The organism is Streptomyces sp. NPDC026575 (assembly GCF_055567415.1).
This window is the reverse complement of sequence record NZ_JBVHQM010000010.1, coordinates 35,492-59,269: the sequence shown is the minus strand read 5'-3', so window position 1 is coordinate 59,269 and position 23,778 is coordinate 35,492. Positions and strand designations below refer to the sequence as shown.

The 23,778-nt window shown below is 74.4% G+C and carries 19 protein-coding genes; 15 read left to right on the top strand and 4 right to left on the bottom strand.

The features are described 5' to 3' along the window. The first annotated feature begins 65 nt into the window (after nucleotides 1-65). From ACZ4NB_RS15750 to ACZ4NB_RS15740, 3 genes are all read left to right on the top strand, one after another. Nucleotides 66-2,990 carry an FAD-binding and (Fe-S)-binding domain-containing protein gene (locus ACZ4NB_RS15750; protein WP_467661808.1) on the top strand — a complete coding sequence of 975 codons (2,925 nt, stop codon included), beginning with the start codon at nucleotides 66-68 and terminating at the stop codon, nucleotides 2,988-2,990. Between the two features lie 205 nt (nucleotides 2,991-3,195). Further along, nucleotides 3,196-3,807, top strand: coding sequence for a GOLPH3/VPS74 family protein (locus tag ACZ4NB_RS15745; RefSeq protein ID WP_467661806.1), 612 nt, complete (start codon nucleotides 3,196-3,198; stop codon nucleotides 3,805-3,807). Nucleotides 3,808-3,829: 22 nt separating this feature from the next. Next, nucleotides 3,830-4,171 carry a hypothetical protein gene (locus ACZ4NB_RS15740; protein ID WP_467661804.1) on the top strand — a complete coding sequence of 114 codons (342 nt, stop codon included), beginning with the start codon at nucleotides 3,830-3,832 and terminating at the stop codon, nucleotides 4,169-4,171. A 4-nt stretch (nucleotides 4,172-4,175) separates the two neighbouring features. Here ACZ4NB_RS15740 and cutA read toward each other — a convergent pair whose 3' ends face one another. Beyond that, a complete protein-coding gene (gene cutA / locus ACZ4NB_RS15735; RefSeq protein ID WP_467661802.1) occupies nucleotides 4,176-4,397 on the bottom strand; it encodes a divalent cation tolerance protein CutA in 222 nt (73 codons plus the stop codon). Nucleotides 4,398-4,473: 76 nt separating this feature from the next. Further along, nucleotides 4,474-5,343 carry a LysR family transcriptional regulator gene (locus tag ACZ4NB_RS15730; protein ID WP_467661801.1) on the bottom strand — a complete coding sequence of 290 codons (870 nt, stop codon included), beginning with the start codon at nucleotides 5,341-5,343 and terminating at the stop codon, nucleotides 4,474-4,476. Nucleotides 5,344-5,520: 177 nt separating this feature from the next. On the opposite strand from ACZ4NB_RS15730, the gene ACZ4NB_RS15725 reads away from it, so the two are divergent. The 8 genes from ACZ4NB_RS15725 (at nucleotide 5,521) to ACZ4NB_RS15690 (ending at nucleotide 15,585) form a co-directional block, all read left to right on the top strand. Then, complete coding sequence (locus tag ACZ4NB_RS15725) at nucleotides 5,521-6,405, top strand: EamA family transporter (protein WP_467662159.1); 885 nt, start codon at nucleotides 5,521-5,523, stop codon at nucleotides 6,403-6,405. A gap of 295 nt (nucleotides 6,406-6,700) precedes the next feature. After that, nucleotides 6,701-7,504 (top strand): TIGR03084 family metal-binding protein, encoded by an 804-nt coding sequence (locus tag ACZ4NB_RS15720; protein WP_467661799.1) that lies wholly within the window; start codon nucleotides 6,701-6,703, stop codon nucleotides 7,502-7,504. Next, the gene (locus tag ACZ4NB_RS15715; protein ID WP_467661797.1) at nucleotides 7,501-9,234 is read left to right on the top strand and encodes an acyclic terpene utilization AtuA family protein; all 1,734 of its coding nucleotides are present in this window, start codon (nucleotides 7,501-7,503) and stop codon (nucleotides 9,232-9,234) included. Before ACZ4NB_RS15720 ends, ACZ4NB_RS15715 begins: the two co-directional genes overlap by 4 nt. Continuing rightward, nucleotides 9,231-10,829 carry an acyl-CoA carboxylase subunit beta gene (locus tag ACZ4NB_RS15710; RefSeq protein ID WP_467661795.1) on the top strand — a complete coding sequence of 533 codons (1,599 nt, stop codon included), beginning with the start codon at nucleotides 9,231-9,233 and terminating at the stop codon, nucleotides 10,827-10,829. The genes ACZ4NB_RS15715 and ACZ4NB_RS15710 overlap by 4 nt, the downstream gene beginning before the upstream one ends. Before the next feature lie 7 nt (nucleotides 10,830-10,836). Continuing rightward, nucleotides 10,837-12,735 (top strand): acetyl/propionyl/methylcrotonyl-CoA carboxylase subunit alpha, encoded by a 1,899-nt coding sequence (locus ACZ4NB_RS15705; protein WP_467661793.1) that lies wholly within the window; start codon nucleotides 10,837-10,839, stop codon nucleotides 12,733-12,735. An 81-nt stretch (nucleotides 12,736-12,816) separates the two neighbouring features. Then, the gene (locus ACZ4NB_RS15700; RefSeq protein WP_467661791.1) at nucleotides 12,817-13,980 is read left to right on the top strand and encodes an acyl-CoA dehydrogenase family protein; all 1,164 of its coding nucleotides are present in this window, start codon (nucleotides 12,817-12,819) and stop codon (nucleotides 13,978-13,980) included. A 211-nt stretch (nucleotides 13,981-14,191) separates the two neighbouring features. Further along, entirely contained in the window at nucleotides 14,192-14,962 is a 771-nt protein-coding gene (locus tag ACZ4NB_RS15695) for an enoyl-CoA hydratase family protein (RefSeq protein WP_467661789.1), read from the top strand. Then, the gene (locus tag ACZ4NB_RS15690) at nucleotides 14,950-15,585 is read left to right on the top strand and encodes a TetR/AcrR family transcriptional regulator (protein WP_467661787.1); all 636 of its coding nucleotides are present in this window, start codon (nucleotides 14,950-14,952) and stop codon (nucleotides 15,583-15,585) included. Before ACZ4NB_RS15695 ends, ACZ4NB_RS15690 begins: the two co-directional genes overlap by 13 nt. Nucleotides 15,586-16,134: 549 nt before the next feature. Here ACZ4NB_RS15690 and ACZ4NB_RS15685 read toward each other — a convergent pair. After that, on the bottom strand, nucleotides 16,135-17,235 hold the full coding sequence (locus ACZ4NB_RS15685) for a citrate synthase 2 (RefSeq protein ID WP_393499445.1): 1,101 nt from the start codon (nucleotides 17,233-17,235) through the stop codon (nucleotides 16,135-16,137). A gap of 510 nt (nucleotides 17,236-17,745) precedes the next feature. Here ACZ4NB_RS15685 and pdxH point away from each other — a divergent pair. Beyond that, nucleotides 17,746-18,417, top strand: a complete 672-nt coding sequence (gene pdxH / locus ACZ4NB_RS15680) for a pyridoxamine 5'-phosphate oxidase (RefSeq protein WP_467662157.1) — start codon at nucleotides 17,746-17,748, stop codon at nucleotides 18,415-18,417. A 478-nt stretch (nucleotides 18,418-18,895) separates the two neighbouring features. After that, nucleotides 18,896-20,326 (top strand): PAS domain-containing protein, encoded by a 1,431-nt coding sequence (locus ACZ4NB_RS15675; protein ID WP_467662155.1) that lies wholly within the window; start codon nucleotides 18,896-18,898, stop codon nucleotides 20,324-20,326. A 387-nt stretch (nucleotides 20,327-20,713) separates the two neighbouring features. On the opposite strand, the gene ACZ4NB_RS15670 is transcribed toward ACZ4NB_RS15675, so the two are convergent. Beyond that, nucleotides 20,714-21,481 carry an SIS domain-containing protein gene (locus ACZ4NB_RS15670; RefSeq protein WP_467661785.1) on the bottom strand — a complete coding sequence of 256 codons (768 nt, stop codon included), beginning with the start codon at nucleotides 21,479-21,481 and terminating at the stop codon, nucleotides 20,714-20,716. A gap of 196 nt (nucleotides 21,482-21,677) precedes the next feature. On the opposite strand from ACZ4NB_RS15670, the gene ACZ4NB_RS15665 reads away from it, so the two are divergent. Together ACZ4NB_RS15665 and ACZ4NB_RS15660 are read left to right on the top strand one after the other, a co-directional pair. Then, nucleotides 21,678-22,370: a metal-dependent transcriptional regulator gene (locus tag ACZ4NB_RS15665; RefSeq protein ID WP_238574840.1), complete on the top strand. Its 693-nt coding sequence runs from the start codon at nucleotides 21,678-21,680 to the stop codon at nucleotides 22,368-22,370. Between the two features lie 521 nt (nucleotides 22,371-22,891). Further along, nucleotides 22,892-23,767 carry an alpha/beta fold hydrolase gene (locus ACZ4NB_RS15660; protein ID WP_467661783.1) on the top strand — a complete coding sequence of 292 codons (876 nt, stop codon included), beginning with the start codon at nucleotides 22,892-22,894 and terminating at the stop codon, nucleotides 23,765-23,767. The last annotated feature ends 11 nt before the right edge of the window (nucleotides 23,768-23,778 follow it).

Here is a 23,778-nt window from a genome sequence, read left to right as displayed (position 1 = left end):
GGCCCGTCGGAGGATCGGCCCCGCCGAGGGCCTCATGGACCGGTCCCAGTGGGCAGGCTGGGGACATGGCTGATCGCAATGTGACGGAGCAGCGGGACCTGATGAAGGAGTTGGCGGCCGCGGTACGAGGGGAGGTCTCGTCCACCGCGGCCGACCGGGCGCTGATGACGATGGACGCGTCCAACTACCGGCGGGTGCCCCGGGCGGTGGTCGCGCCCCGGGACGCCGACGATGTCGCGGCGGCGCTACGGGTGTGCCGGGAGCACGGTGTGCCGGTGGTGGCGCGCGGCGGCGGGACCAGTATCGCCGGCCAGGCGACCGGCGTCGGCGTCGTGCTGGACTTCACCCGCCATATGCGGCGGATCGTGTCGCTGGACGCCGAGAGCCGGACGGCCGTGGTGCAGCCCGGCGTGGTGCTCGACGACCTGCGGGCGGCCGCGGCCCCGCACCGGCTGACCTTCGGCCCCGACCCCTCCACCCACAGCCGCTGCACCCTCGGCGGCATGATCGGCAACAACTCCTGCGGGTCGCACTCGGTGGCCTGGGGCACCACCGCCGACAGCGTCCGCGACCTGCAGCTGCTGACCTACGGCGGCGAGCGGGTGCGCGCCGGCCGCGGCACGGACCGCACCGGCGCCCCCACCGGACTGCCGCCGCGCCTGCGGGACGGCGTCAAGGCCCTGGTCGACGGGGAGTTGGCGCTGCTGCGCACCGGCTACCCCGACCTCCCGCGCCGGATCTCCGGCTACGCCCTGGACGCGCTGCTGCCGGAGGCGGGCACCGACCTGGCGCGCGCCCTCACCGGCAGCGAGGGCACCCTCGGCGTGCTGACCGAGGCGACCGTCGCCCTCGTGCCGACCCCGGCGGCCCGCGCCCTGGCCGTCCTTGGCTACCCCGACGAGAGCGCGGCCGCCGAGGCCGCCCACACCCTGCTGCCGCACAAGCCCATGACCGTCGAGGGGATGGCCGCCGACCTCGTGGGCAGCGCGGCCGGGCTGCCCAAGGGCGGCGCCTGGCTGTTCGTCGAGATGGGCGGCGCGAGCCCCGCCGAGGCGGCCGCCCGCGCCGAGGCGCTCTGCCGGGCGGCGGCCGCCGACGGCGCCACCGACCACACCCTGGTCACCGACCCGGCCGGCCAGCGGGCGCTGTGGCGGATCCGCGAGGACGCCTCCGGCACCGCGACCCGGCTGCCCGACGGCACCGAAGCCTGGCCCGGCTGGGAGGACTGCGCCGTACCGCCCGCCCGGCTCGGCCCCTACCTGAGGGACTTCCGCGCCCTGCTCGCCCAGCACGGCCTGCGCGGCACCCCCTACGGCCACTTCGGCGACGGCTGCATCCACGTCCGCATCGACTTCGACCTGCTGACCGCCCCCGGCATCCGCCGCTTCCGGGAGTTCTCCTGCGACCTGGGCGAGTTGGTCGTCTCCTACGGCGGATCGCTGTCCGGGGAGCACGGCGACGGGCAGGCCCGCGCCGAGCTGCTGCCGAAGATGTACGGCCCGGAACTGGTCGGCCTCTTCGAGCGCTTCAAGGACCTGTGGGACCCGGCCGCCGGCCTCAACCCCGGCATGCTCGTGCGCCCCGCCCGCCTCGACGACAACCTGCGCTTCGCGCCGCTGCCCAAGGGCCCGGTCCCGGTCGCCTTCGGCTACCCGCACGACGGCGGGGACTTCTCGGCCGCCGTACGCCGCTGTGTGGGCGTCGCCAAATGCCGCAACGCCCACACCGCGCCCGGTGCGACGGACGTCATGTGCCCGTCCTTCCGCGCCACCGGCGCCGAGCAGCACTCCACCCGCGGCCGGGCCCGGCTGCTGCACGAGATGCTCGCCGGCGAGGTGATCACCGACGGCTGGCGGTCGCCGGAGGTGCGCGACGCCCTCGACCTGTGCCTGTCCTGCAAGGGCTGCCGCAGCGACTGCCCGGTCGGCGTCGACATGGCCACCTACAAGGCGGAGTTCCTCCACCACCACTACGAGGGCCGGCTCCGCCCCGCCGCCCACTACTCCATGGGCCGGCTGCCCCAGTGGCTGCACGCCGCGGCGCCGGCGGCCCCCCTCCTCAACGCCCTCGCCCGCACCCCGCTGGCCGCCCTCGGCAAGCGCCTCGCCGGCATCGCGCCCGAGCGGCCCGTCCCGGAACTGGCCGCGGAGACCTTCACCCGCTGGTGGTGGCGCCGGCACCGGTCCACCGGCGAGCCGGCCGCCGGCGCCGCCCGCACGGTCGTGCTGTGGCCGGACACCTTCACCGACCACCTCTCCCCGCAGGTCGGCCGCTCCGCGGTACGGGTCCTGGAAGCGGCCGGTCTGCGCCCCCTCCTCCCGCCGACCGCGCCGCCGCGCCCCGCGTCCGACGGGCCGCCGCGCCTCCGCCCGCCGCGCCGCCACCGCCCCCTGTGCTGCGGTCTGACCTATGTCTCCACCGGCCAGCTCGACCGGGCCCGTGCGGTGATGCGCCGCACCGTCGACGTCCTTGCCCCCCTGGTACGGCCCGGCCGGCCGCTGGTCGTCCTCGAACCGAGCTGCGCCGCCGCGCTGCGCACCGACCTGCCCGAGCTGCTCGCCGACGACCCCCGCGCCGCCCATCTCGCCTCCCAGGTACGCACCTTCGCCGAGGCCCTGGAGGAGCTGGCCCCCGATTGGCGGCCCCCGCGCCTGGACCGCCCCGTCGCCGGCCAGACCCACTGCCACCAGCACGCCGTCCTCGGCGACGCGGCCGACCGCCGGCTGCGCGAACGCGCCGGGCTCACCGGTGAGTTGAGCGGCGGCTGCTGCGGCCTGGCCGGCAATTTCGGCTTCGAGAGGGGCCACTACGACGTGTCCGCGGCCTGCGCCGAGGACCAACTCCTGCCCGCGGTGCGGCAGTCTCCGCCCGAGGCGGAGATCCTCGCGGACGGCTTCTCCTGCCGCACCCAGCTCGACCAGCTCGCGGGCCGGACCGGCCGCCACCTGGCGGAGGTACTGGCCCAGGCGCTGGAGGAGGAGGGCCGCTGACCCGGGCCGCCGCCCGGGGCCCCTCCGGTGGAGCACTCCGGTGGAGCACTCCGGTGGAGCGCCGGGCGCCGGCGCGGGATGCAGCGGCCCCCGGCGCTCCGTAAGCTCGTATACGGGAGTGCTCGCCGGCGTGGCCGAGGCCCACCGGCGCCCGGCCCCGCGCGCCCTCGCGACGCGGGGCGCCGGCCCTGACGTGGAGCCGCTGATGACCACACCGCGGGACCTGCTGATCGTGGCGCTGGACGCGGAGTCCAGCCGCCCCCTGGAGCGCGGCGATCTCTCGCTCGCGCTCGCGGGAGCCGAGCTGATCGACCTCCTCGGCGCCGGAGCCGTCACGCTGGACGGCGAGCGCATCGTGCCGGGCTACCGGCCGGCACTGTCCGACGACATCCTGGAGCAGGCCGCGTCGGCGCTCGACGGCCAGGCGCCGTACGAGACCGTCGACGACTGGCTGTGGCGCAGGGGCCGCGGCCTGGCCGGGGTCTACCTCGCCGCGCTGGAGGCGGCGGGGCAGCTCACCAGGGAGCACCGCCGCTGGGTGCCCTTCGGGGCGGGCCGGGTGGGCCTGGCCGACTCCGAAGGCCGCCGCCGGGCGGTGAGCCGCTGGAGCGGGCAGGAGCCCGTCCTCGCCGCCCTCGCGACCACCGTCGGCGTCCTGGACCAGCGCACCGAGGACTCCCCGGACGTGGCCGACGACGCGGTGGCCACCGTGCTCGCCGCCGTCGACGACGCGGTCCGCCACCTGGAGTTCGAACGGCAGCGGCGCGCCATCGACGAGGCCGCCTTCGACAACGTCTGGCGGGGCGACGGGGGCTGACGACACTCCGCAACCGGACTGGGTGGCGTGGGTCGACCGCAACGAGTTGCTGATCATGAGCGGCCGGTGCTGGACGGAGTTGCGGCGTCCGCTGCGCGCCGTTCCCGTTCTGGAATCAGCGCTCGCCGTGTACGACGACACCCACGCCAGGGATAAGAGCCTGTACCTGTCGTGGCTGGCCGACTCCTACCTGACAGCCGGGGAGGTCGAGCAAGCCGCGACCGTCACGGGCCGAGCGCTGGACCTCTGCGCCGGGGTGGCTTCGGTACGCCCACGGGAACGGCTCGCTCCCGTCCTACGACGGCTCGGCGAGCACCGGACCGTGCCCGGCGTCGCCGAGGTTTTGGAGAAGGCCCATGCATAAGGAGTTACTGCCCGGAGATCGGCCCGACGGTGGTAGCGATCCAGCGTAGGTAGGCATCCGACCCGGCCACGAGCGGAACGGCCGAGACCTCAGGGTTCTTCCACGGGTGATGCTTCAGGAGGTGCGTCTCCAGCGCGGCGTATCCGTCGGCCCGGCTCTTGAGCAGGAGTTGCCACTCCTCGCCCGTCCCGAACTCGCCCGGCCGCCCCCAGCCACGGCCCCGCACCGGGTGCGCCCGGAGTACCGCTGTCCGCTGGATCGCCAGGAGTGACGACCGCGGGGCAGAGGCAGCCAGGGCCGGACTACTGCCGCCCGCGGTGGCGCCCCATGACCTCGTGGGCCAGCGCGACCAGGTCCGGGATGCGCGGATGTCCCGGCCCGTCGCGGCGGGCGATGACCACCGGGACCGGCGGGGCGTCGGTGAGCGGGACGTACGCCATCGAGGGGTGCGGGTGCATCTCGGCGGTGGCGGAGGTGGTGACGCCCACCGCGCGGCCGCCGGTGATGGCGGCGAGCCAGTCGTCGGTGTTGCCGATGGTGATCGTCGAGGAGGGGCGGGCCGAGGCCGGCCACAGGTCGAGGGTGGTGGTGCCGGAGACCGTGTTCAGGGCGATGGTGCGGTCGGCCAGCTCGGTCAGGGAGAGGGCGGCGCGGTGGGCCAGCGGGTCGTCGGCGGGGAGGCCGGCGACCCGGGGTTCGGTGGTGAGCTGCTCGGTGACCAGGCCGGGGGCGTGCACGTCGCCGCGCAGCAGGGCGGCGTCGACCGCGCCGCGGGCCAGACCGGCCGTGCGGTCGTCGATGCGCAGGAGTTCCAGCGGCGTGCCGGGGTGCTCCTTGTGCCAGCGGCGCAGCAGCGCGGTGGTGTCCGTACCGGCGGCCGACCAGGCGTGCCCCAGGCGCAGCGGCCAGCCGGGGTGGTGCGCGAAGCCCAGGGCCCGGTCGAAGGCGGCGACCGCGACCGCGGCCCGGTCGCGGAAGGCCGCGCCGTCGGGCGTGAGCGTGAGGTGGTGGGTGGAGCGGTCGACGAGGCGGACGCCGAGCTCCTGCTCCAGCTGGCGCAGGGTGCGGGAGACGGCGGGCTGGGTCAGGTGCAGCCGCTCGGCGGCACGGGTCACGCTGAGGGTGTCGGCGATGGCGAGAAAGCAGCGGAGATGACGCAGCTCGATGCTCATGCGCGCGGAGCATAACAACAGGGGAAAAGGCATTTCACGGACGAGAACGGCGGGCCTTAGCGTGGTGGGGTGAACGCTTCGCCTGCCGGTCCCGAGGGACGCATACCCGCCACAGAACTCACCACCGCGGCCCCCGGTGACGGGGCGGTCCCGCATCCGGTGCCGCCGTCGCCCGAGGTGCTGACAGCACAGGCCGAGGCCGACCGGGCGGGGGCGCCGGGGGCGCGCGGGCGGCTCGGGTCGGTCGCGCTGGTGATCGGCGGGATCGTCTCGCTGCAGTTCGGCTCCTCGGTGGCGGTGCTGCTCTTCCCGCGGGCCGGTGCGCTGGGCGTGGTCACCCTCCGCTTGGTCGTCGCCTCCCTGGTCCTGCTGCTCTTCTGCCGCCCCAAGGTGCGCGGCCACTCGCGCGGCGACTGGGCCACGGTCCTCGCCTTCGGCGTCGCCCTGGTCGGGATGAACTCGCTCTTCTACCAGGCGATCGACCGGATTCCGCTGGGTGCCGCGGTCACCCTGGAGTTCCTCGGACCGCTGATCCTTTCGGTGGCCACCTCGCGGCGGCTGCTCAGCGTGGTGTGGGCGGCGCTGGCGCTGGGCGGAGTGGTGCTGCTGGGGCGTGAGGGGTTCGACTCGCTCAATCTCGTCGGCGCGGGCTGCGCCCTGGCTGCCGGTGGCCTGTGGGCCGCGTACATCCTGCTCTCCGCCCGTACGGGGCAGCGCTTCCCGCAGGCCGACGGGCTGGCGCTGGCGATGACCGTCGCCGCGCTGCTGAGCCTGCCGCTCGGCGTCCTCAGCGCGGGCACCGCACTGCTCGACCCGGTCACCCTGGGCCTGGGCGCCGCGGTCGCCCTGATGTCGTCCGTCCTGCCCTACACCCTGGAGCTGCTCGCCCTGCGCAAGCTCCCGGCCTCCGGCTTCGCGGTCATGATGAGCCTGGAGCCGGCCGCGGCGGCCACCGCCGGCTTCCTGGTGCTGGGCCAGGCCCTGGGCTGGGCGGAGATCGTCGCGATCGGGCTGGTCGTGGTCGCGAGCGTGGGTGCGGTGCGGTCCGCGGCGGGCCGCTGACGCCCATGGCCTGATCGCACTCATGGCCTGATCGCACTCATGGGCTGATGAGGCGCGCGCCCCGGTCCGGTGGCGCGCGCCTTTCTGGCTGGTGAGGCGCCCGTCCCTGGCTGGTGAGGCGGGCGCCCCGGTACTCCCGCATGGCCCGTGGTGCCGCCCGGGCCCAGAAATCATGCATGCATGCTTGATTGTTTCTCCGTGCGCTGCCACCCTCGGTGCGGAACCCGTAACGCACCACGACGCCTGTCAACCCGCCCTGGCCGCCCGGCACATGGGCCGACGAGGGGAGTGCCGCGTGTTGGATGCCGGTCCCGTACTGGCCGATCTCAGGGCGGAGAGCGAGGAACTGGACGCGCTGGTCGCCGAGCTGCCGGCCGCGCGCTGGCGGGCGCCCACACCCGCCGAGGGGTGGACCCTCGCCCACCAGATCGCGCATCTGGCGTGGACCGACCGCCAGGCGCTGCTCGCGGCCACCGACCCCGAAGCGTTCGCCCGCGCCGCCCAGGAGGCGCTCGCCGCACCGCTCACCTTCGTCGACGAGGCCGCCGAGGCCGGTGCCCAGGCGCCGCCGGAGCAGCTGCTCGCCGACTGGCGCACCGGCCGCCGGGAGCTGTCCCGGGCGCTCGCCGCACACCCGGCGGGGGAGAAGCTGCCGTGGTACGGCCCGCCGATGAGCGTCGCGTCGATGGCCACCGCGCGGCTGATGGAGACCTGGGCGCACGGCCAGGACATCGCCGACGCGCTGGGCGTCACCCGGCTGCCCACCGCACGGCTGCGGCATATCGCCCGCATCGGCGTGCGCACCCGCGACTTCGCCTTCGTCACGCATCAGCTCGCCCCGCCCGAGGAGGAGTTCCGGGTGGAGCTGCGGGCGCCGGACGGCAGCGTATGGGCCTACGGGCCGCCCGAGGCCCGGCAGCGGGTCACCGGTGGCGCGCTGGAGTTCTGCCTGCTGGTGACCCAGCGGGCGCACCGCGACGATCTGCCCTCCCTGCGGGCCGAGGGGGCCGAGGCGCAGCGCTGGCTGGGGATCGCGCAGGCCTTCGCGGGACCGCCGGGCAAGGGCCGCGGGCCCTCCGGCAAGGGCGGCGCCGCATGAGCGGCGACGGCACCCCCGCCCGCCCCCTGGGGGCGGACCCCGACGTCCTGCGGGTCGGCAACGCCTCCGGCTTCTACGGCGACCGCTTCGACGCGCTGCGCGAGATGCTCACCGGCGGCCCCCTGGACGTACTGACCGGCGACTACCTCGCCGAGCTGACCATGCTGATCCTGGGCCGCGACCGCCTGAAGGACCCCGCCCGCGGCTACGCCCGGACCTTCCTGCGCCAGCTGGAGGAGGGACTCGGCCTGGCCGTCGAGCGCGGGGTGCGGATCGTCGCCAACGCCGGCGGGCTCAATCCGGCCGGACTCGCCGACGCCGTACGGGAGTTGGCGGACAGGGCCGGGGTGCCGGTGCGGGTGGCGCACGTCGAGGGCGACGACCTGCTGGCCCGCGGGGGGTGGGGCGAGGGCGTGCTGACCGCCAACGCCTACCTGGGCGGCGGCGGGATCGCCGCCTGCCTGCGGGCCGGGGCCGATGTGGTGGTCACCGGGCGGGTCACCGACGCCGCGCTGGTCTGCGGCGCCGCCCAGGCGCACTTCGGCTGGCGGCCGGAGGACCTCGACCAGCTGGCCGGTGCGGTGGTCGCGGGGCATGTGCTGGAGTGCGGGACCCAGGCGACCGGCGGGAACTACGCGTTCTTCGGCGACCACGACGTGCGGCGGCCCGGCTTCCCGCTCGCCGAGATCGCCCGGGACGGCTCGGCGGTGGTCACCAAGCACCCGGGGACGGGCGGGGTGGTCGACGTCGGCACGGTCACCGCCCAGCTGCTCTACGAGACCTCCGGCGCGCGCTACGCCGGCCCGGACGTCACCGCGCGGCTGGACACCGCACGCGTGGTGGCGCAGGCGCCGGACCGGGTCCGGATCGAGGGGGTGCGCGGCGAGGCGCCGCCGCCGACCCTCAAGACCGGGCTGACCCGCCTCGGCGGCTGGCGCAACGAGGTCACCTTCGTGCTGACCGGGCTGGCCGTCGAGGACAAGGCGGAGCTGGTCAAGGCGCAGATGGACGCGGCGTTCGAGGCGGCCGGCCGCCGCCCGGCCGAGGTGCGCTGGACGCTGGCGCGCACCGACCGGCCCGACGCCGACGTCCAGGAGGAGGCCGCCGCGCTGCTGCGGCTGGTGGTGCGCGACGGCGACCAGGACGCGGTGGGGCGGGCGGTCAGCGGCGCCGCGATCGAGCTGGCGCTGGCCAGCTACCCCGGCTTCCACGTCACCGCACCGCCCGGCAAGGGCTCCCCCTACGGGGTCTTCGAGGCGGTCGCGGTGCCCGCGGCGGAGGTGGCGCACACCGCCGTGCTGCCGGACGGCACCCGCCTGGCCATCCCCCCTCCGGGGCGGACGCGGCCACTGGTGCGGCTGCCGGACCCGCCGCTGCCCGAACCGCTGCCGGCCGGGACCACCCGGCGGGCCCCGCTCGGCCTGGTCGCCGGCGCCCGCAGCGGGGACAAGGGCGGCGCGGCGAACATCGGGGTCTGGGCCCGCGGCGACCAGGCATGGCGCTGGCTGGCGCACACGCTGACCGTCGAGCGGCTGCGCCAACTCCTCCCGGAGACCGCCGAGTTGTCGGTCGACCGGCACGTACTGCCGAATCTGCGCGCGCTCAACTTCGTCGTCGAGGGGCTGCTCGGCGAGGGCGTCGCGGCGCAGGCCCGCTTCGACCCGCAGGCCAAGGCCGTGGGGGAGTGGCTGCGCGCGCGGCACATGGACATACCGGAGGTGTTGTGTTGACCGTGCCGACAACCGGGCTCGACCCGACGAGCGCCGAGTACACCGAGCGGCGGGCGGCGATGCTCGCCAGGCTCGCGGACGTCGAGGCCGAGCACGCCAAGGCGATCGCGGGCGGCGGCGAGAAGTACGTCGCCCGGCACCGGGGGCGCGGCAAGCTGCTCGCCCGGGAGCGGATCGAGCTGCTGATCGACCCCGACACCCCGTTCCTGGAGCTGTCGCCGCTCGCGGCCTGGGGGAGCGACTATCAGGTGGGCGCCTCGCTGGTCACCGGCATCGGCGTCGTCGAGGGCGTGGAGTGCCTGATCACCGCCAACGACCCGACCGTGCGCGGCGGCGCCTCCAACCCCTGGACGCTGAAGAAGGCCCTGCGCGCCAACGAGATCGCCTTCGCCAACCGGCTCCCGGTGGTCTCCCTCGTCGAGTCCGGCGGCGCCGACCTGCCCAGCCAGAAGGAGATCTTCATCCCGGGCGGGGCGCTGTTCAAGGACCTCACCCGGCTCTCGGCGGCCGGCATCCCGACCGTGGCGGTGGTCTTCGGCAACTCCACCGCCGGGGGTGCCTACGTCCCCGGCATGTCCGACCACGTCATCATGGTCAAGGAGCGCGCCAAGGTCTTCCTGGGCGGGCCGCCGCTGGTGAAGATGGCGACCGGCGAGGAGAGCGACGACGAGTCGCTGGGCGGCGCCGAGATGCACGCCCGCACCTCGGGCCTCGCGGACCACTTCGCGGTCGACGAACCGGACGCGCTGCACCGCGCCCGGCGGGTCGTCGCCCGCCTGAACTGGCGCAAGGCGCACCCCGATCCGGGCCCCGCGGCACCCCCGAAGTACGACGAGGAGGAGCTGCTCGGCATCGTCCCCGGCGACCTCAAGGCGCCCTTCGACCCGCGCGAGGTCATCGCCCGGATCGTGGACGGCTCCGACTTCGACGAGTTCAAGCCGCTGTACGGGCCGAGCCTGGTCACCGGCTGGGCCGAACTGCACGGCTACCCGGTCGGCATCCTCGCCAACGCCCAGGGCGTGCTGTTCAGCGCCGAGTCCCAGAAGGCCGCGCAGTTCATCCAGCTCGCCAACCAGCGCGACATCCCCCTGCTCTTCCTGCACCACACCACCGGCTACATGGTCGGCAAGGAGTACGAGCAGGGCGGCATCATCAAGCACGGCGCGATGATGATCAACGCGGTGTCCAACTCCAAGGTCCCGCACCTGTCCGTCCTGATGGGCGCCTCCTACGGCGCGGGGCACTACGGCATGTGCGGCCGCGCCTTCGACCCCCGCTTCCTGTTCGCCTGGCCGTCCGCCAAGTCCGCCGTCATGGGCCCGCAGCAGCTGGCCGGCGTGCTGTCGATCGTCGCCCGCGCCTCGGCGGCCGCCAAGGGGCAGCCCTACGACGAGGACGCGGACGCCGGGCTGCGCGCGATGGTCGAGCAGCAGATCGAGGCGGAGTCGCTGCCGATGTTCCTGTCCGGGCGGCTCTACGACGACGGCGTCATCGACCCGCGCGACACCCGCACCGTCCTCGGCCTGTGCCTGTCCGCCGTGCACACCGCCCCCGTCGAGGGCGCGCGGGGCGGCTTCGGCGTCTTCCGGATGTGAGGCAGAAATGATCCGCTCCGTACTTGTCGCCAACCGCGGCGAAATCGCCCGCCGAGTCCTGCGCACCTGCCGCGAACTGGGCATCGCCACCGTCGCCGTGCACTCCGACGCCGATGCCGGCGCCCCGCACGTCCGGGAGGCCGACACCGCCGTCCGCCTCCCCGGCGACGCCCCCGCCGACACCTACCTGCGCGGCGAGCTGATCGTGCGGGCGGCGCTGGCCGCCGGCGCCGACGCCGTCCACCCCGGCTACGGCTTCCTCTCCGAGAACGCCGGCTTCGCGGCGGCGGTGGCCGACGCGGGCCTGACCTGGATCGGCCCGCCGCCCGCCGCCATCGAGGCGATGGCCTCCAAGACCCGCTCCAAGGAGCTGATGGCGGCGGCCGGGGTGCCGCTGCTGTCCCCCGTGGACCCGGCCGCCGCCACCGTGGACGAGCTGCCCCTGCTGGTGAAGGCGGCCGCGGGCGGCGGCGGCCGCGGTATGCGTGTGGTGCGCGAACTGGCGGACCTGCCGGGCGAGTTGAAGGCCGCCGAGGTCGAGGCGGCGGCCGCCTTCGGGGACGGCGAGGTCTTCGTCGAGCCGTACGTCGTCGGCGGCCGCCACGTCGAGGTGCAGATCCTCGCCGACGCCCACGGCACGGTCTGGACGCTCGGCACCCGCGACTGCTCCCTCCAGCGCCGCCACCAGAAGGTCGTCGAGGAGGCGCCCGCCCCCGGGCTGCCCGAGGAGCTGCGCGCGACCCTGCACCGGGCCGCGGAGCGGGCCGCCCGCGCCATCGGCTACCGCGGCGCCGGCACCGTGGAGTTCCTGGTGTCGGCCGACGGGCGGGCGTACTTCCTGGAGACGAACACCCGCCTGCAGGTCGAGCACCCGGTCACCGAGGAGATCTACCGCCTCGACCTGGTCGCCCTGCAGATCCGGATCGCCGAGGGCCGGCCGCTGGACGCCCGACCGCCCGAGCCCGCGGGGCACGCCGTCGAGGCCCGCCTCTACGCCGAGGACCCGGCGGCCGGCTGGCAGCCGCAGACCGGCACCCTGCACCGCCTCACCCTGCCCGACGGCGTCCGCCTGGACTCCGGCGTCACCGGCGGCGACACGGTCACCGTCCACTACGACGCCCTGCTCGCCAAGGCCATCGCCTGGGCACCGACCCGCGAGGAGGCCGTGCGCAAACTGGCCGGCGCCCTGGAACGCGCCCGCATCCACGGCCCCGCCACCAACCGCGCCCTGCTCGTGCGCTCCCTGCGCCACCCGGAGTTCACCGACCCGGCGGGCCTGGACACCGGCTTCTACGACCGCAACCTGGCGGAGCTGACCGGGCCCGGCGACCTGGCGGCCGCACGGGTGGCGGCGCTGGCCGCGGCCCTCGCCGACGCCCACGGCAGGTCCCGCTTCGGGGGCTTTCGCAACGTCCCCTCCGCCCCGCAGGCCAAGACCTACGACTGCGACGGCACCCCGCACGAGGTCCGCTACCGCCTGGCCCGCGGCCATCTGCACGCCGAGGGCCTCCCCGGCGTCCGGCTGCTGGCCTCCTCCGCCACCGGGGTGGTCCTCGAAGTGGACGGCCTGCGCCGGGAGTTCACCGTCACCCGCTACGGCGAGCGGGTGCACGTCGACACCCCCCAGGGCTCCTGGGCCCTGACCGCACTGCCCCGCTTCCCCGACCCCGCGGCCCGTACGGAGCCCGGTTCGCTGCTGGCCCCCATGCCCGGCACGGTCGTCCGCATCGCCGACGGGCTGGGCGAGGGATCCCGGGTCGAAGCGGGCCAGACCCTGATGTGGCTGGAGGCGATGAAGATGGAACACAAGATCACCGCACCGGCCGCCGGCACGCTCACCGCCCTGCCCGTCCGCACCGGCCGGCAGGTCGAGGTGGGCGCGCTGCTCGCCGTCGTCGCGGACTGAAAACCGCACGGACCGCACGGACCGACCCGCGGGGCCGCGCCCGGACCGCACGCACCTCACCCACGCACACAAGGAGCCTTCATGAGCAACCCTGTGATCGAGACCGAGGAACACCGCGCCCTGCGCGAAGCCGTGGCCGCGCTGGGCCGCCGCTACGGCCGGGAGTACTTCGCCACCGCCGTCGCCGAGGGCCGGCACACCGACGAGCTGTGGCGGGAGGCCGCCAAGCTCGGCTACCTGGGCGTCAACCTCCCCGAGGAGTACGGCGGCGGAGGCGGCGGCATCACCGAACTCTCCCTCGTACTGGAGGAGCTGGGGGCCGCCGGCTGCCCACTGCTGATGCTGGTCGTCTCGCCCGCCATCTGCGGCGCGGTCATCGCCCGCTTCGGCACCGAGGGGCAGAAGCGGACCTGGCTGCCCGGCCTGGCCGACGGCTCCCGCACGATGGCCTTCGGCATCACCGAACCGGACGCCGGGTCCAACTCGCACCGCATCACCACCACCGCCCGCAGGGACGGGCGGGACTGGGTCCTCAGCGGCCGCAAGGTGTTCGTCTCGGGCGTCGACATCGCCGACGCGACGCTGATCGTCGGCCGTACGGAGGACGCCCGGACCGGACGCCTCAAGCCGTGCCTGTTCCTCGTCCCGCGCGAGGCCCCCGGCTTCGGCCGCAGCGCCATACCGATGGAACTGGCCGCCCCGGAGAAGCAGTTCGAGCTGATCCTGGACGAGGTGCGGCTGCCCGCCGACGCCCTCGTCGGCGACGAGGACGCCGGACTCCTCCAGCTCTTCGCCGGGCTCAACCCCGAACGCATCATGACCGCCGCCTTCGCCCTCGGCATGGGCCGCTACGCCCTGGAACGGGCCGTGGACTACGCCCGCACCCGCCAGGTGTGGAAGGAGCCCATCGGCGCCCACCAGGCCATCGCCCACCCGCTCGCCCAGGCCCATATCGAACTGGAGCTGGCCCGGTTGATGATGCGCAAGGCCGCGCACCTCTACGACGCGGGCGACGACATGGCCGCGGGGGAGGCCGCCAACATGGCCAAGTACGCGGCGGCCGAGGCCGCGGTGCACGCCGTCGACCAGGCCGTCCACACCCTCGGCGGCAACGGCCTCACCCGCGAGTACGGCCTCGCCTCGATGATCACCGCCGCCCGGGTCGCCCGGATCGCACCGGTCAGCCGCGAGATGATCCTCAACTTCGTCTCCCACCAGACCCTGGGGCTGCCCAAGTCGTACTGAAGGCCGCCCGGAGCCACCCGGACCTTCGCCGACCTCCCGAGGTCTGCCGGGGCCTCCCGAGGTCCACTGGGACCGGCAAGCCGCCTGCCCGGTGCCCGCCGCGCCCCCTGAGCAGCGCACCCCCGTCATGGACGGCGAGTTGCCGGGCAGGCCACCCGTGCACGATCCTGCGGCGTGCACCGCGCGCCAGGGAAAGGAGCCCGACCCACCGATGACCGACGCACCCGCGACACCCCTGGTGGCGCGCTCCCACGAGCGCGGCATCACCACCCTCACCCTGGACTCCCCGCACAACCGCAACGCGCTCTCCGCCCGGCTGATGGCCGAGCTGCACACGGCGCTGGCGGACGCCGCGGCCGACGACGCCACCCGCGCCGTCGTCCTGACCCACACCGGCGGCACGTTCTGCGCCGGCGCCGATCTGACCGAGGCCACCTCCGGGGCGCCCACCGCCGGCCCCCTGGCCCTGGTCGGGCTGCTGCGCGCCATCGTGGAACTGCCCCGGCCCGTCGTCGCCCGGGTCACCGGCCATGTACGGGCCGGCGGCCTCGGGCTGCTCGGCGCCTGCGACATCGCCGCGGCCGGCCAGGACGCCACCTTCGCCTTCACCGAGGCCCGCCTCGGCCTCGCCCCCGCCGTGATCTCCCTGCCGCTGCTGCCGCGGCTCGACGCCCGCGCCGCGAGCCGCTACTACCTGACCGGCGAGAAGTTCGGCCCCGCGGAGGCCGCCGGGATGGGGCTGGTCACCCTCGCCGCCGAGGACGTCGACGCCGGGCTCGCCCCCGTACTGGAGGGCCTGCGCAAGGGTTCGCCCCAGGGCCTGGCCGAGTCGAAGAAGCTGGTCACCGCCCAGGTGCTGGCCGCCTTCGACCGCGACACCGACGCGCTCGCCGCGCAGTCCGCGCGGCTCTTCGGCTCCGCCGAGGCCCGTGAGGGCATGACCGCCTTCCTGGAGCGACGGGCCCCGGCATGGGCGCGCTGACCCCGGCCCGCGGCACCCGCCCGCCCCAGCAGGAACGCAGCCGGGCGACCCGCCTGAAGCTGCTGGAGGCGGCCGTCTCCTGCCTGGCCGAACGCGGCTGGAGCGGCAGTACGGTCTCGGTGGTCGCCGAGCGGGCGGGCGTCTCCCGGGGCGCCGCCCAGCACCACTTCCGCACCCGCGAGGACCTCTTCACCGCGGCCGTCGAGCATGTCGCCGACAAACGCCAGGGCGCCCTGAAGGCGGTCGCCCACAACCTGCCGCCCGCCGGGTCCATCGCCCGCACCTGGATCATCGTCGAGGAGCTGGTCGGGCTGTACACGGGGCCGCTGTTCAAGGCCGCGCTGCACCTGTGGGTGGCCGCCTCCGACGAGGAGCAGCTGCGCGAACGCGTCACCGCCCTGGAGGCGCGGGTGGGCCGCGAGGCGCACCGCACCGCGGTGGCCCTGCTGGACGCCGACGAGGCCGTACCCGGCGTACGCGAGACCGTCCAGGGCCTGCTCGACATGGCCCGGGGCCTGGGCCTGGCCAACCTGCTGACGGACGACTCCTCCCGCCGCGACCGGGTTGTGGAGCAGTGGGCGAAGATCATCGACGCCGTGCTCAATCCGCTGCGCTCGGCTTGATCCCACGTTGTCGGCTGTCCCGCCGTGGGGGTTTCTCGCCGTTGCGCCTGCGGCGGGCGGGGCCGCTGCGCGGGGCTGTTCGGGTGCCGGTGGCGGTCCTCCGGGGCTGGGTGTCCGGACTGCTGCGCTTTACGTCCGGACACCCAGCCCCTCCGGCCCGCCCCCTCCCGTGGATGGGTGGGAGAAGACCGGTGGGGGTGGACGTCGGCCTTCGTGCGCGCGTGGTCGACAGATGAGGCTCGCCCCCACCGACCCTTCTTCCCATCCACCCACGGGAGGGGACAGACCGTAGGACGGAGTCCGTAGGGCTGTCACCGCACCCGACAAACAACCGCCCGCCGCAGGCGAAACGGCGAACAACCACCACGGCGGGAAAGCCGAAAACGTGGGAAGCAAGCCCGAGCGCAGCTTGTCAGCGCCTGCGTGCTCGACGGCGACGGCCGGGGGCACGCCGCGGGGCCCCGCTACGGCGGCGCGGTTCATGACGACACGTACGAGAACGGCTCGGCGGCAAGCTCTGACCGCCGCCGAGCCCCACGGCCGGGCGGCTCAGCGCGCGATGTCGTCGTAGCCGGAGATCTCCTGCGGGCCGCGCGCGCCGGGTCCGACGTAGCGGGCCGAGGGGCGCACGAGCCGGCCGGTCCGCTTCTGCTCCAGGATGTGCGCGCTCCAGCCGGCCGTCCGGGCGCAGGTGAACATGGAGGTGAACATGTGCGCCGGGACCTCGGCGAAGTCCAGGACGATGGCCGCCCAGAACTCGACGTTGGTGGCCAGCACCCGGTCCGGGCGGCGGTTGTGCAGCTCCTCCAGCGCGGCCTTCTCCAGCGCCTCGGCGACCTCGAAGCGGGGGGCGGCCAGCTCCCTGGCGGTGCGCCGCAGCACCCGAGCCCGCGGGTCCTCGGCGCGGTAGACGCGGTGGCCGAAGCCCATCAGCCGCTCGCCCTTGTCCAGCGCCTTGCGGACATAGGCGCCGGCGTCGCCGGTCCGCTCGATCTCCTCGATCATGCCCAGGACCCGGGAGGGCGCGCCGCCGTGCAGCGGACCGGACATCGCGCCGACCGCGCCGGAGAGCGCCGCCGCCACATCCGCTCCGGTGGAGGCGATGACCCGGGCGGTGAAGGTGGAGGCGTTCATGCCGTGCTCGGCGGCCGAGGTCCAGTAGGCGTCGACGGCCTTGACGTGCTTGGGGTCGGGCTCACCGCGCCAGCGCTTCATGAAGCGCTCCACGACGGTCTCCGCCTTGTCGATCTCCTTCTGCGGCACCATCGGCAGGCCCTGCCCGCGCGCCGACTGGGCGACGTAGGACAGCGCCATGACCGCCGCGCGGGCCAGGTTGTCGCGGGCGGTGGCCTCGTCGATGTCCAGCAGCGGTTTCAGGCCCCATACGGGCGCGAGCATGGCGAGCGCCGACTGCACATCGACCCGGATGTCGCCGGAGTGCACCGGGATCGGGAACGGCTCGGCGGGCGGCAGACCGGGGTTGAACGCCCCGTCGACCAGCAGCCCCCAGACGTTGCCGAACGACACGTGCCCGACGAGGTCTTCGATGTCGACCCCGCGGTAGCGGAGCGCGCCGCCCTCCTTATCCGGTTCGGCGATCTCCGTCTCGAACGCGACGATTCCCTCGAGTCCGGGTACGAAGTCGGACATCAGGCGGCTCCTCAAGCTGGGGACGGCATACGGCCTGTGACCGGCTGCCGTGCGGTCGAGTCTGGTTGCGGTGCCGGCGCGGCTACGCGGCTGCGCGGGCAGCTCGCGGTCCGTACCGGTCACCCCGGTGATGCCCCGCCAGGGCGTGGGCCACGCGAGGGTCCTGCCCGCGGTGGGTCGGGGCCGCGGGCGGGCGGGGTCGGTGCGGTGCTCTTGCGGTCAGGCCGTGTGGTCAGGGCGCGCGGTGCGTCCCCTCGGGCCGGACGGAACACGATAGCTCCCCCCTGTCCGGGGGCCACAGTGCGCCGAGCCATGATTTTCTCCGGTCCCCCACCTGCGGGGAAGCGTGAGATCCGGCACACCGGTCGATTGGTCGACGGGAGGGTTACGGCTGGTCGACGAGGGGCAGACTTCCGCCCCTCCCACCTGACCGCACCCGCGGTGATGCTGCAAGATGAGGCCGTGCACCCAGCCGACGCGCCTCACGCCGAGACCCCCGATCCCTCCACCATGCGTGCGCACTACCGCGCCGAGGGACTCGCCGAGTCCGACCTCGCCGCCAGCCCCTACGACCAGTTCGCGCGCTGGTTCAAGGACGCGACCGTGGCCGGTCTGCACGAGCCGAACGCCATGGTCGTCGCGACGGCGGACGCCGCCGGCCGGCCGAGTTCACGGACCGTGCTGCTCAAGGCGTTCGACGACCGCGGCTTTGTGTTCTTCACCAACTACCACAGCCGAAAAGGCCGTGAGCTGGCGGAGAACCCCCATATCTCCCTGGTGTTTCCCTGGCACCCGCTCTCCCGCCAGGTCGTGGTGACCGGCACCGCGGAGCGCATCGGCCGGGACGAGACCGCCGCCTACTTCCGTACCCGCCCGCACGGCTCCCAGCTGGGCGCCTGGGCCAGCGACCAGTCGGCCCCGGTCTCCTCGCGCGAGGAACTGGAGCGCGCCTACGAGGAATTGGCGGCCCGCTACCCCGAGGGCGAGCAGGTGCCCGCACCGCCGCACTGGGGCGGCTACCGGATCGCCGCCGAGACCATCGAATTCTGGCAGGGCCGCCTGAACCGGCTCCACGACCGCCTCCGCTACGTCCGCGAGACGGAGTCCGAGGCCGGAGCCGGGACGGAGGCCGGAGCCGAGGCCGGGGGCGTGACCTGGAGGGTGGAGCGCCTGGCGCCGTAAGGCGGGGGCCTGGGCCCTGCGGACGGGGTCCGCCCCGCGGACCCGCATGCCCGGGCCCGCATCCCCGGACCGGCCCTACACACGCAGACGACCCGCGGGCTGCTCCTTCGCGCTCGGTGGCGCGAAGGGCCGGTCGGACGAACCGACAGCCCGCGGGTCGGGTGACTGCTGGGAATTGGCCGGCTGCGCATCTGCAGTATGCGCTGGTCCGGCGCTGCACTTCGGTGAAGCGACGGGCCGCTAGCCCGCAGCCACCTCACGCGTCCGGTGCGAAATCATTGGCCGAACCACCTCCCTTCTCGTGTGCACCACACATTAGGAAGCGCCCCGGCACCGCACAACCGAATTTTTCCGGGAGCAACGATTTCCGCGAATCGGCTGTGGGGTGTGTCACGTTCCAGTTGAATGTTCCCAGGTGGAGCACGTGCGGCCGCGTTTGTGAGGGGTGCCAGTGACTGCATCGTCGGCTTCTTCCGGTCTGTCCGGCTCCTCGGCCTCGGCGCGCTGCGTCGCCGACGAGACCGAGGACTCCGGTCTGCTCGCCGCCCTCCTGGACGGCATGGACGCCGCCCTGGTCGCCTTCTCGGCGAACGGCACGGTCACCCACTGGAACCACGAGGCCGAGCGCATCCTGGGCTGGACCGCCGCGGAGGCCGTCGGCCGTAGTGGCCTGACCGGCTGGGCCGTCCGCAAGGAGGACGCCGACGGCGTCGGCGCCGCGCTCACGGCCGCGATGCGTTCCCCGGGCCGCCAGGTCCATGAGTTCGCCCTGCTGGCCAAGGACGGCCACCGCGTCCTCGTCCGCACCCAGTCCTCCGCCGTCCGCGGCCCCGGCGGCCGGGTCTCGGGCGCGTACTGCGCCTTCAGCGAGGTGCACACGCAGATCGACCTGGAGCGGTCCATCGCGCTCAGCGAGGCGCTCTTCGAGGACGCGTCGTGGGGCGTGGTGCTGGTCGACGCCGATCTGCGGCCCGCCGTCGTCAACGCGCACGCCGCCCGCATCCTGGGCGTGGGGCGGACGGCGCTGCTGGGGCGTCCGCTGGCCGAGCTGCTGGCGCAGGGCGTCGAGGAGCTGGAGTGCGCCCTGCAGCACGTCCTGGCCGAGGGCGCGCCGCCGGCCGCCGCCGAGCTGTGGGTGACGCTGCGCTCCGAGGAGGCCGAACTGCCGCGGCGGTGCTGGCGCAGCGGCTTCGTCCGGCTGGCCTCGCCGCTGGCGGAGGAGCCGGTGCCGCTGGGCGTCGCCTGGCTCTTCCAGGACGTCACGGAGGCCAAGCGCACCGAACAGGAGAACTCCCTGCTGCGCTTCCGCGCCCATCAGCTGCACCGCGCCGGCCGGGCGGCCGCGGAGTGCCCGGACCCGGCCGAGGCCGCCGCGGTCCACCTCGACTTCGCGCTGGCGGGCTTCGCCGACCACGGCCTGGTCGACCTCGCCACGAAGCCCGCCCCGGCGCCGTACGGGGTGGTCGCCGGGGACGACACGTACGAGGCCCGTGAGGCGGACGACGGGGACGGCGGCTACGAGGGGGCGGTCGCGGCCTGCGCTCTGGTACGGACGCTGTCCTCCCCGGCCGGTTCGCCCGGCCCCTCGGAGGCGTCCTCGGCGACCGGCATCCCCGTGCCGTATGTGCGCGGCCATCCGGCGTTCCAGGCGTACGAGCGTCGCGGCTCGGTGCGCAGCAGCGCCGGCTCCGCCCCGGCGGGGGACTGGGCGGCCGCCCGCAACTGGCCGGACGGCACCGTGCACGGCCTGTGCGCGGTGCTGCGCAGCCGCGGCCGCACCCTCGGCGTCGTGACGTTCCTGCGCTCGCCCGCCCGCCGCCCCTTCGACCGCGCGGACGCCGACTACGCGGAGGAGGTCGCGGCCCGCATCGCCGCCGCCCTGGACCTGTCGGGCGCGGCATCGCCCTGACAAGCCCACACCGCCCCTCACGGCTCCGCGGGACGGCCCCCTCGCCTGAGCGGAAGCCCTGCCCGGCTCCGTGGGGCGGCCCCTCGCCTCCCGCGGAAGCCCCCACCTGGCTGCGCGCAGCCTTCACCCGCCTCCGCGGAAGCCCCCGCCCGGCTGCGCGCAGTCTCCGCCCGCCTCCCGCGGAAGCCCCCGCCCGGCTACGCGCAGTCTCAGCCCGCCTCCCGGGGGAGCACCCGCCCCGCCGCCGCGCAGCCTTCACCCGCCTCCGCGGGAATGCCGCCCCGCCCCACCACGTTGTGGCCCCGCAGGGGGCCCTCGCGTCCCCTACGGGATGTGTTCGCCCACCCCCTAGGCGTACCCCCCCCGTACCCCCGCCCCCGCCGCCTCTCACTCCCGGTAGAAGATCCGGTCCGCGTACTCGCTCATCACCCGGGCGTTCCAGTCGTGCCCGCCGTCGACGTTGCCGGAGCGCAGCAGCGGCGGGTCGATACCCCGTTCGGTGAGGGTGCCGGCGGCCGTCGCCACCATGGCCTGCATGATCGCGCTGGTGACCACCGTGGAGGCGGGGGCGAACGGTGCGTCGATGTCGGGCAGCGTCAGCTCCGCGTCGCCGACCGGGATCCGGCTGTCCAGGACGAGGTCGCAGTGGTCCTTGAGGAACCCGCCGGAGGCATGCCGCGAGGCGGTCGTCGCCGCGTACGCCACCGACGTCACGCCGATGACCTTGATGCCCAGGGCCCGCGCGTTCATCGCCATCTCGACGGGCAGCGCGTTGCGCCCGGACAGCGAGATGATCACCAGCACATCGCCCGCCCGCAGCGGACTGGTGTCCAGGACGGCCGCGGCCAGCCCGTCGACCCGCTCCAGCGCGCTGCCGAGCGTCGCGGGCCGTACGTCGACGCCGACGACACCCGGGACGGACAGCAGATTCATGACCGCGAGCCCGCCCGCCCGGTAGACCGTGTCCTGTGCGGGGAGCGAGGAGTGGCCGGCCCCGAAGGAGAAGACCCGGCCGCCCGCCGCGACGGTGTCCGCGATCAGCCGCCCGGCGGCGGCGATCCGCTCGCCCTCCTCGTCGCGGACCTGTCGCAGCAGGTCGATCGCGGCGTCGAAGTACTGTCCGGCCAGCCGGTCGCTCCGGTCGCTGTCAGCCATTGCCGCGGGCCCCTCTCGTCGGATCACGTCGGATCTCGTCGTATCTGATCAGTGGCGCGGATCACGTTGCGGTCTGGACCAGTGCCCTGTCAATACGGCCCGACGGGGTCCGCTCCGCGGACGACGAGGCACCGTTGTCAGCGGGATGCGTCAGAATTGAGTCCAGGGCCACCGCACCACACATCAAGGGGCACGCATGTCCGGATTGATCGACACCACGGAGATGTATCTCCGCACCATCCTCGAACTCGAAGAGGAAGGTGTGGTCCCCATGCGCGCCCGCATCGCGGAGCGGCTCGAGCAGAGCGGCCCGACGGTGAGCCAGACGGTCGCGCGCATGGAGCGAGACGGGCTGCTGACGGTCGCCGGCGACCGGCATCTGGAGCTGACGGAGGAGGGCCGGCGGCTGGCGACCCGGGTGATGCGCAAGCACCGCCTCGCCGAGTGCCTGCTCGTCGACGTCATCGGGCTCGAATGGGAGCAGGTCCACGCCGAGGCGTGCCGCTGGGAGCATGTGATGAGCGAGGCGGTCGAGCGCCGCGTCGTGGAGCTGCTGCGGCACCCGACGGAGTCGCCGTACGGCAACCCCATCCCGGGCCTTGAGGAGCTCGGCGAGAAGGCCGAGGCCGATCCGTTCCTGGACGCGGGCATGGTGAGCCTGATGGACCTGGACGCCGGTGCCGACGGCAAGACGGCCGTGGTGCGCCGCATCGGTGAGCCGATCCAGGCGGACGCCCAGCTGATGTACACCCTCCGGCGGGCCGGCGTGCAGCCGGGCGCGGTGGTCAGCGTGACGGAGTCGCCGGCCGGTGTGCTGGTCGGCAGCAGCGGCGAGGCCGCCGAGCTGGACTCCGAGATCGCCTCGCATGTCTTCGTCGCCAAGCGCTGAAGCCGTGTGCTGATCGCGGCTTGCCGCGAGCGGTTTCTTTCTTTTCGCTTTTCGCACTCTCTCCGAGTGCCCTCACGAGCCCGCTGAGCTGCGCCGACGCGCCGCCGAGCGGGCTCGGTAAGTCCTTGCGTGTTGAACGGACTTGTGCGAATCCGTGCGATACGGCCGGTCTCGTGTCACGCTGACGCATGGCCATGCGTCGGCCTGTCCTTGCCAGGGAGGGGGCTCGGATGCATCCGCTGAGTCTGGAGACGGTCAGGGCCCCGGCGCTGCGAGCAGCCGGGGCCCTGCCTCCCCATGTCCCCCACCCAAGACCCGGAGCCCCGAGCTCTCAGGGTCTTCCCCCACAGGCCCCCTTCCCGGTAGGGCCTGCCTCCCGGCAGATGTCTCCCCGTGGTGAGCGCGGCCAATCCTTGAGCGAGGTCACTCGAACGAGGGGTGTTCTGCGCCGGAGCGGTGCGTTCGAATAGGGGTTCGATAGTGTGGAGCTGCTCACGGGACGATTGGGGGTGCCAGGGCACATGGTGCGGCGCATCGATGTGACGGGGGCCGGCGGCGTGCGACTGGCCGCCTGGGAATTCACCGACCCGCCCAAGACCGGCGGCGGGCTGGAAGGCGGCGAGCAGCGTCCGGGCGTGCTGCTGCTCCATGGCCTCATGGGGCGCGCCGCGCACTGGGCGGACACCGCCCGGCGGCTGAGCGCCCGTCACCGCCCGGTTGCTCTGGACCAGCGCGGGCACGGCCGCAGCGAGAAGCCCGCCGACGGTCCGTACGACCGTGAGGCGTATGTCGACGACGCCATCGCGGCCATCGAGCAGCTGGGCCTCGCTCCGGTCGCCCTGGTCGGGCATGCCATGGGCGCCCTGACGGCGTGGCAGTTAGCGGCCCGGCGCCCGGATCTGGTCAGTGCGCTGGTCATCTGCGATATGCGGGCCTCCGCGCTGGGTGCGGCCTCGCAGCGCGAGTGGACCGAGTGGTTCCGTTCCTGGCCGGTGCCGTTCGCCACGCTCGCGGATGTCCGCAAGTGGTTCGGTGAGGACGATCCGACCCTGGAGCGGCCGCGGCCGGCCCGTGGTGAGTTCTATGCCGAGGTGATGGCCGAGCGCGCCGACGGGTGGCGACCGGTCTTCTCCCGTCGGCAGATGCTGACCGCTCGCGAGACCTGGGTCCATGACGCCCATTGGGACGAGCTCGCCCAGGTGCTGTGTCCGGCGCTGGTCATCCGCGGCCTCGACGCCGAACTGGGCCGCGCCGAAGCCCAGGAGATGGTCCGCGTCCTCCCCAGGGGCGCCTACGCCGAGATCCCCGAAGCGGGCCATCTGCTCCCCTGGGAACAGCCCGACGCCTGGTGCGACGCCATCGAACCGTTTCTCCATACGGCGACGACGCCGAGCTGAGGGGCACGGGG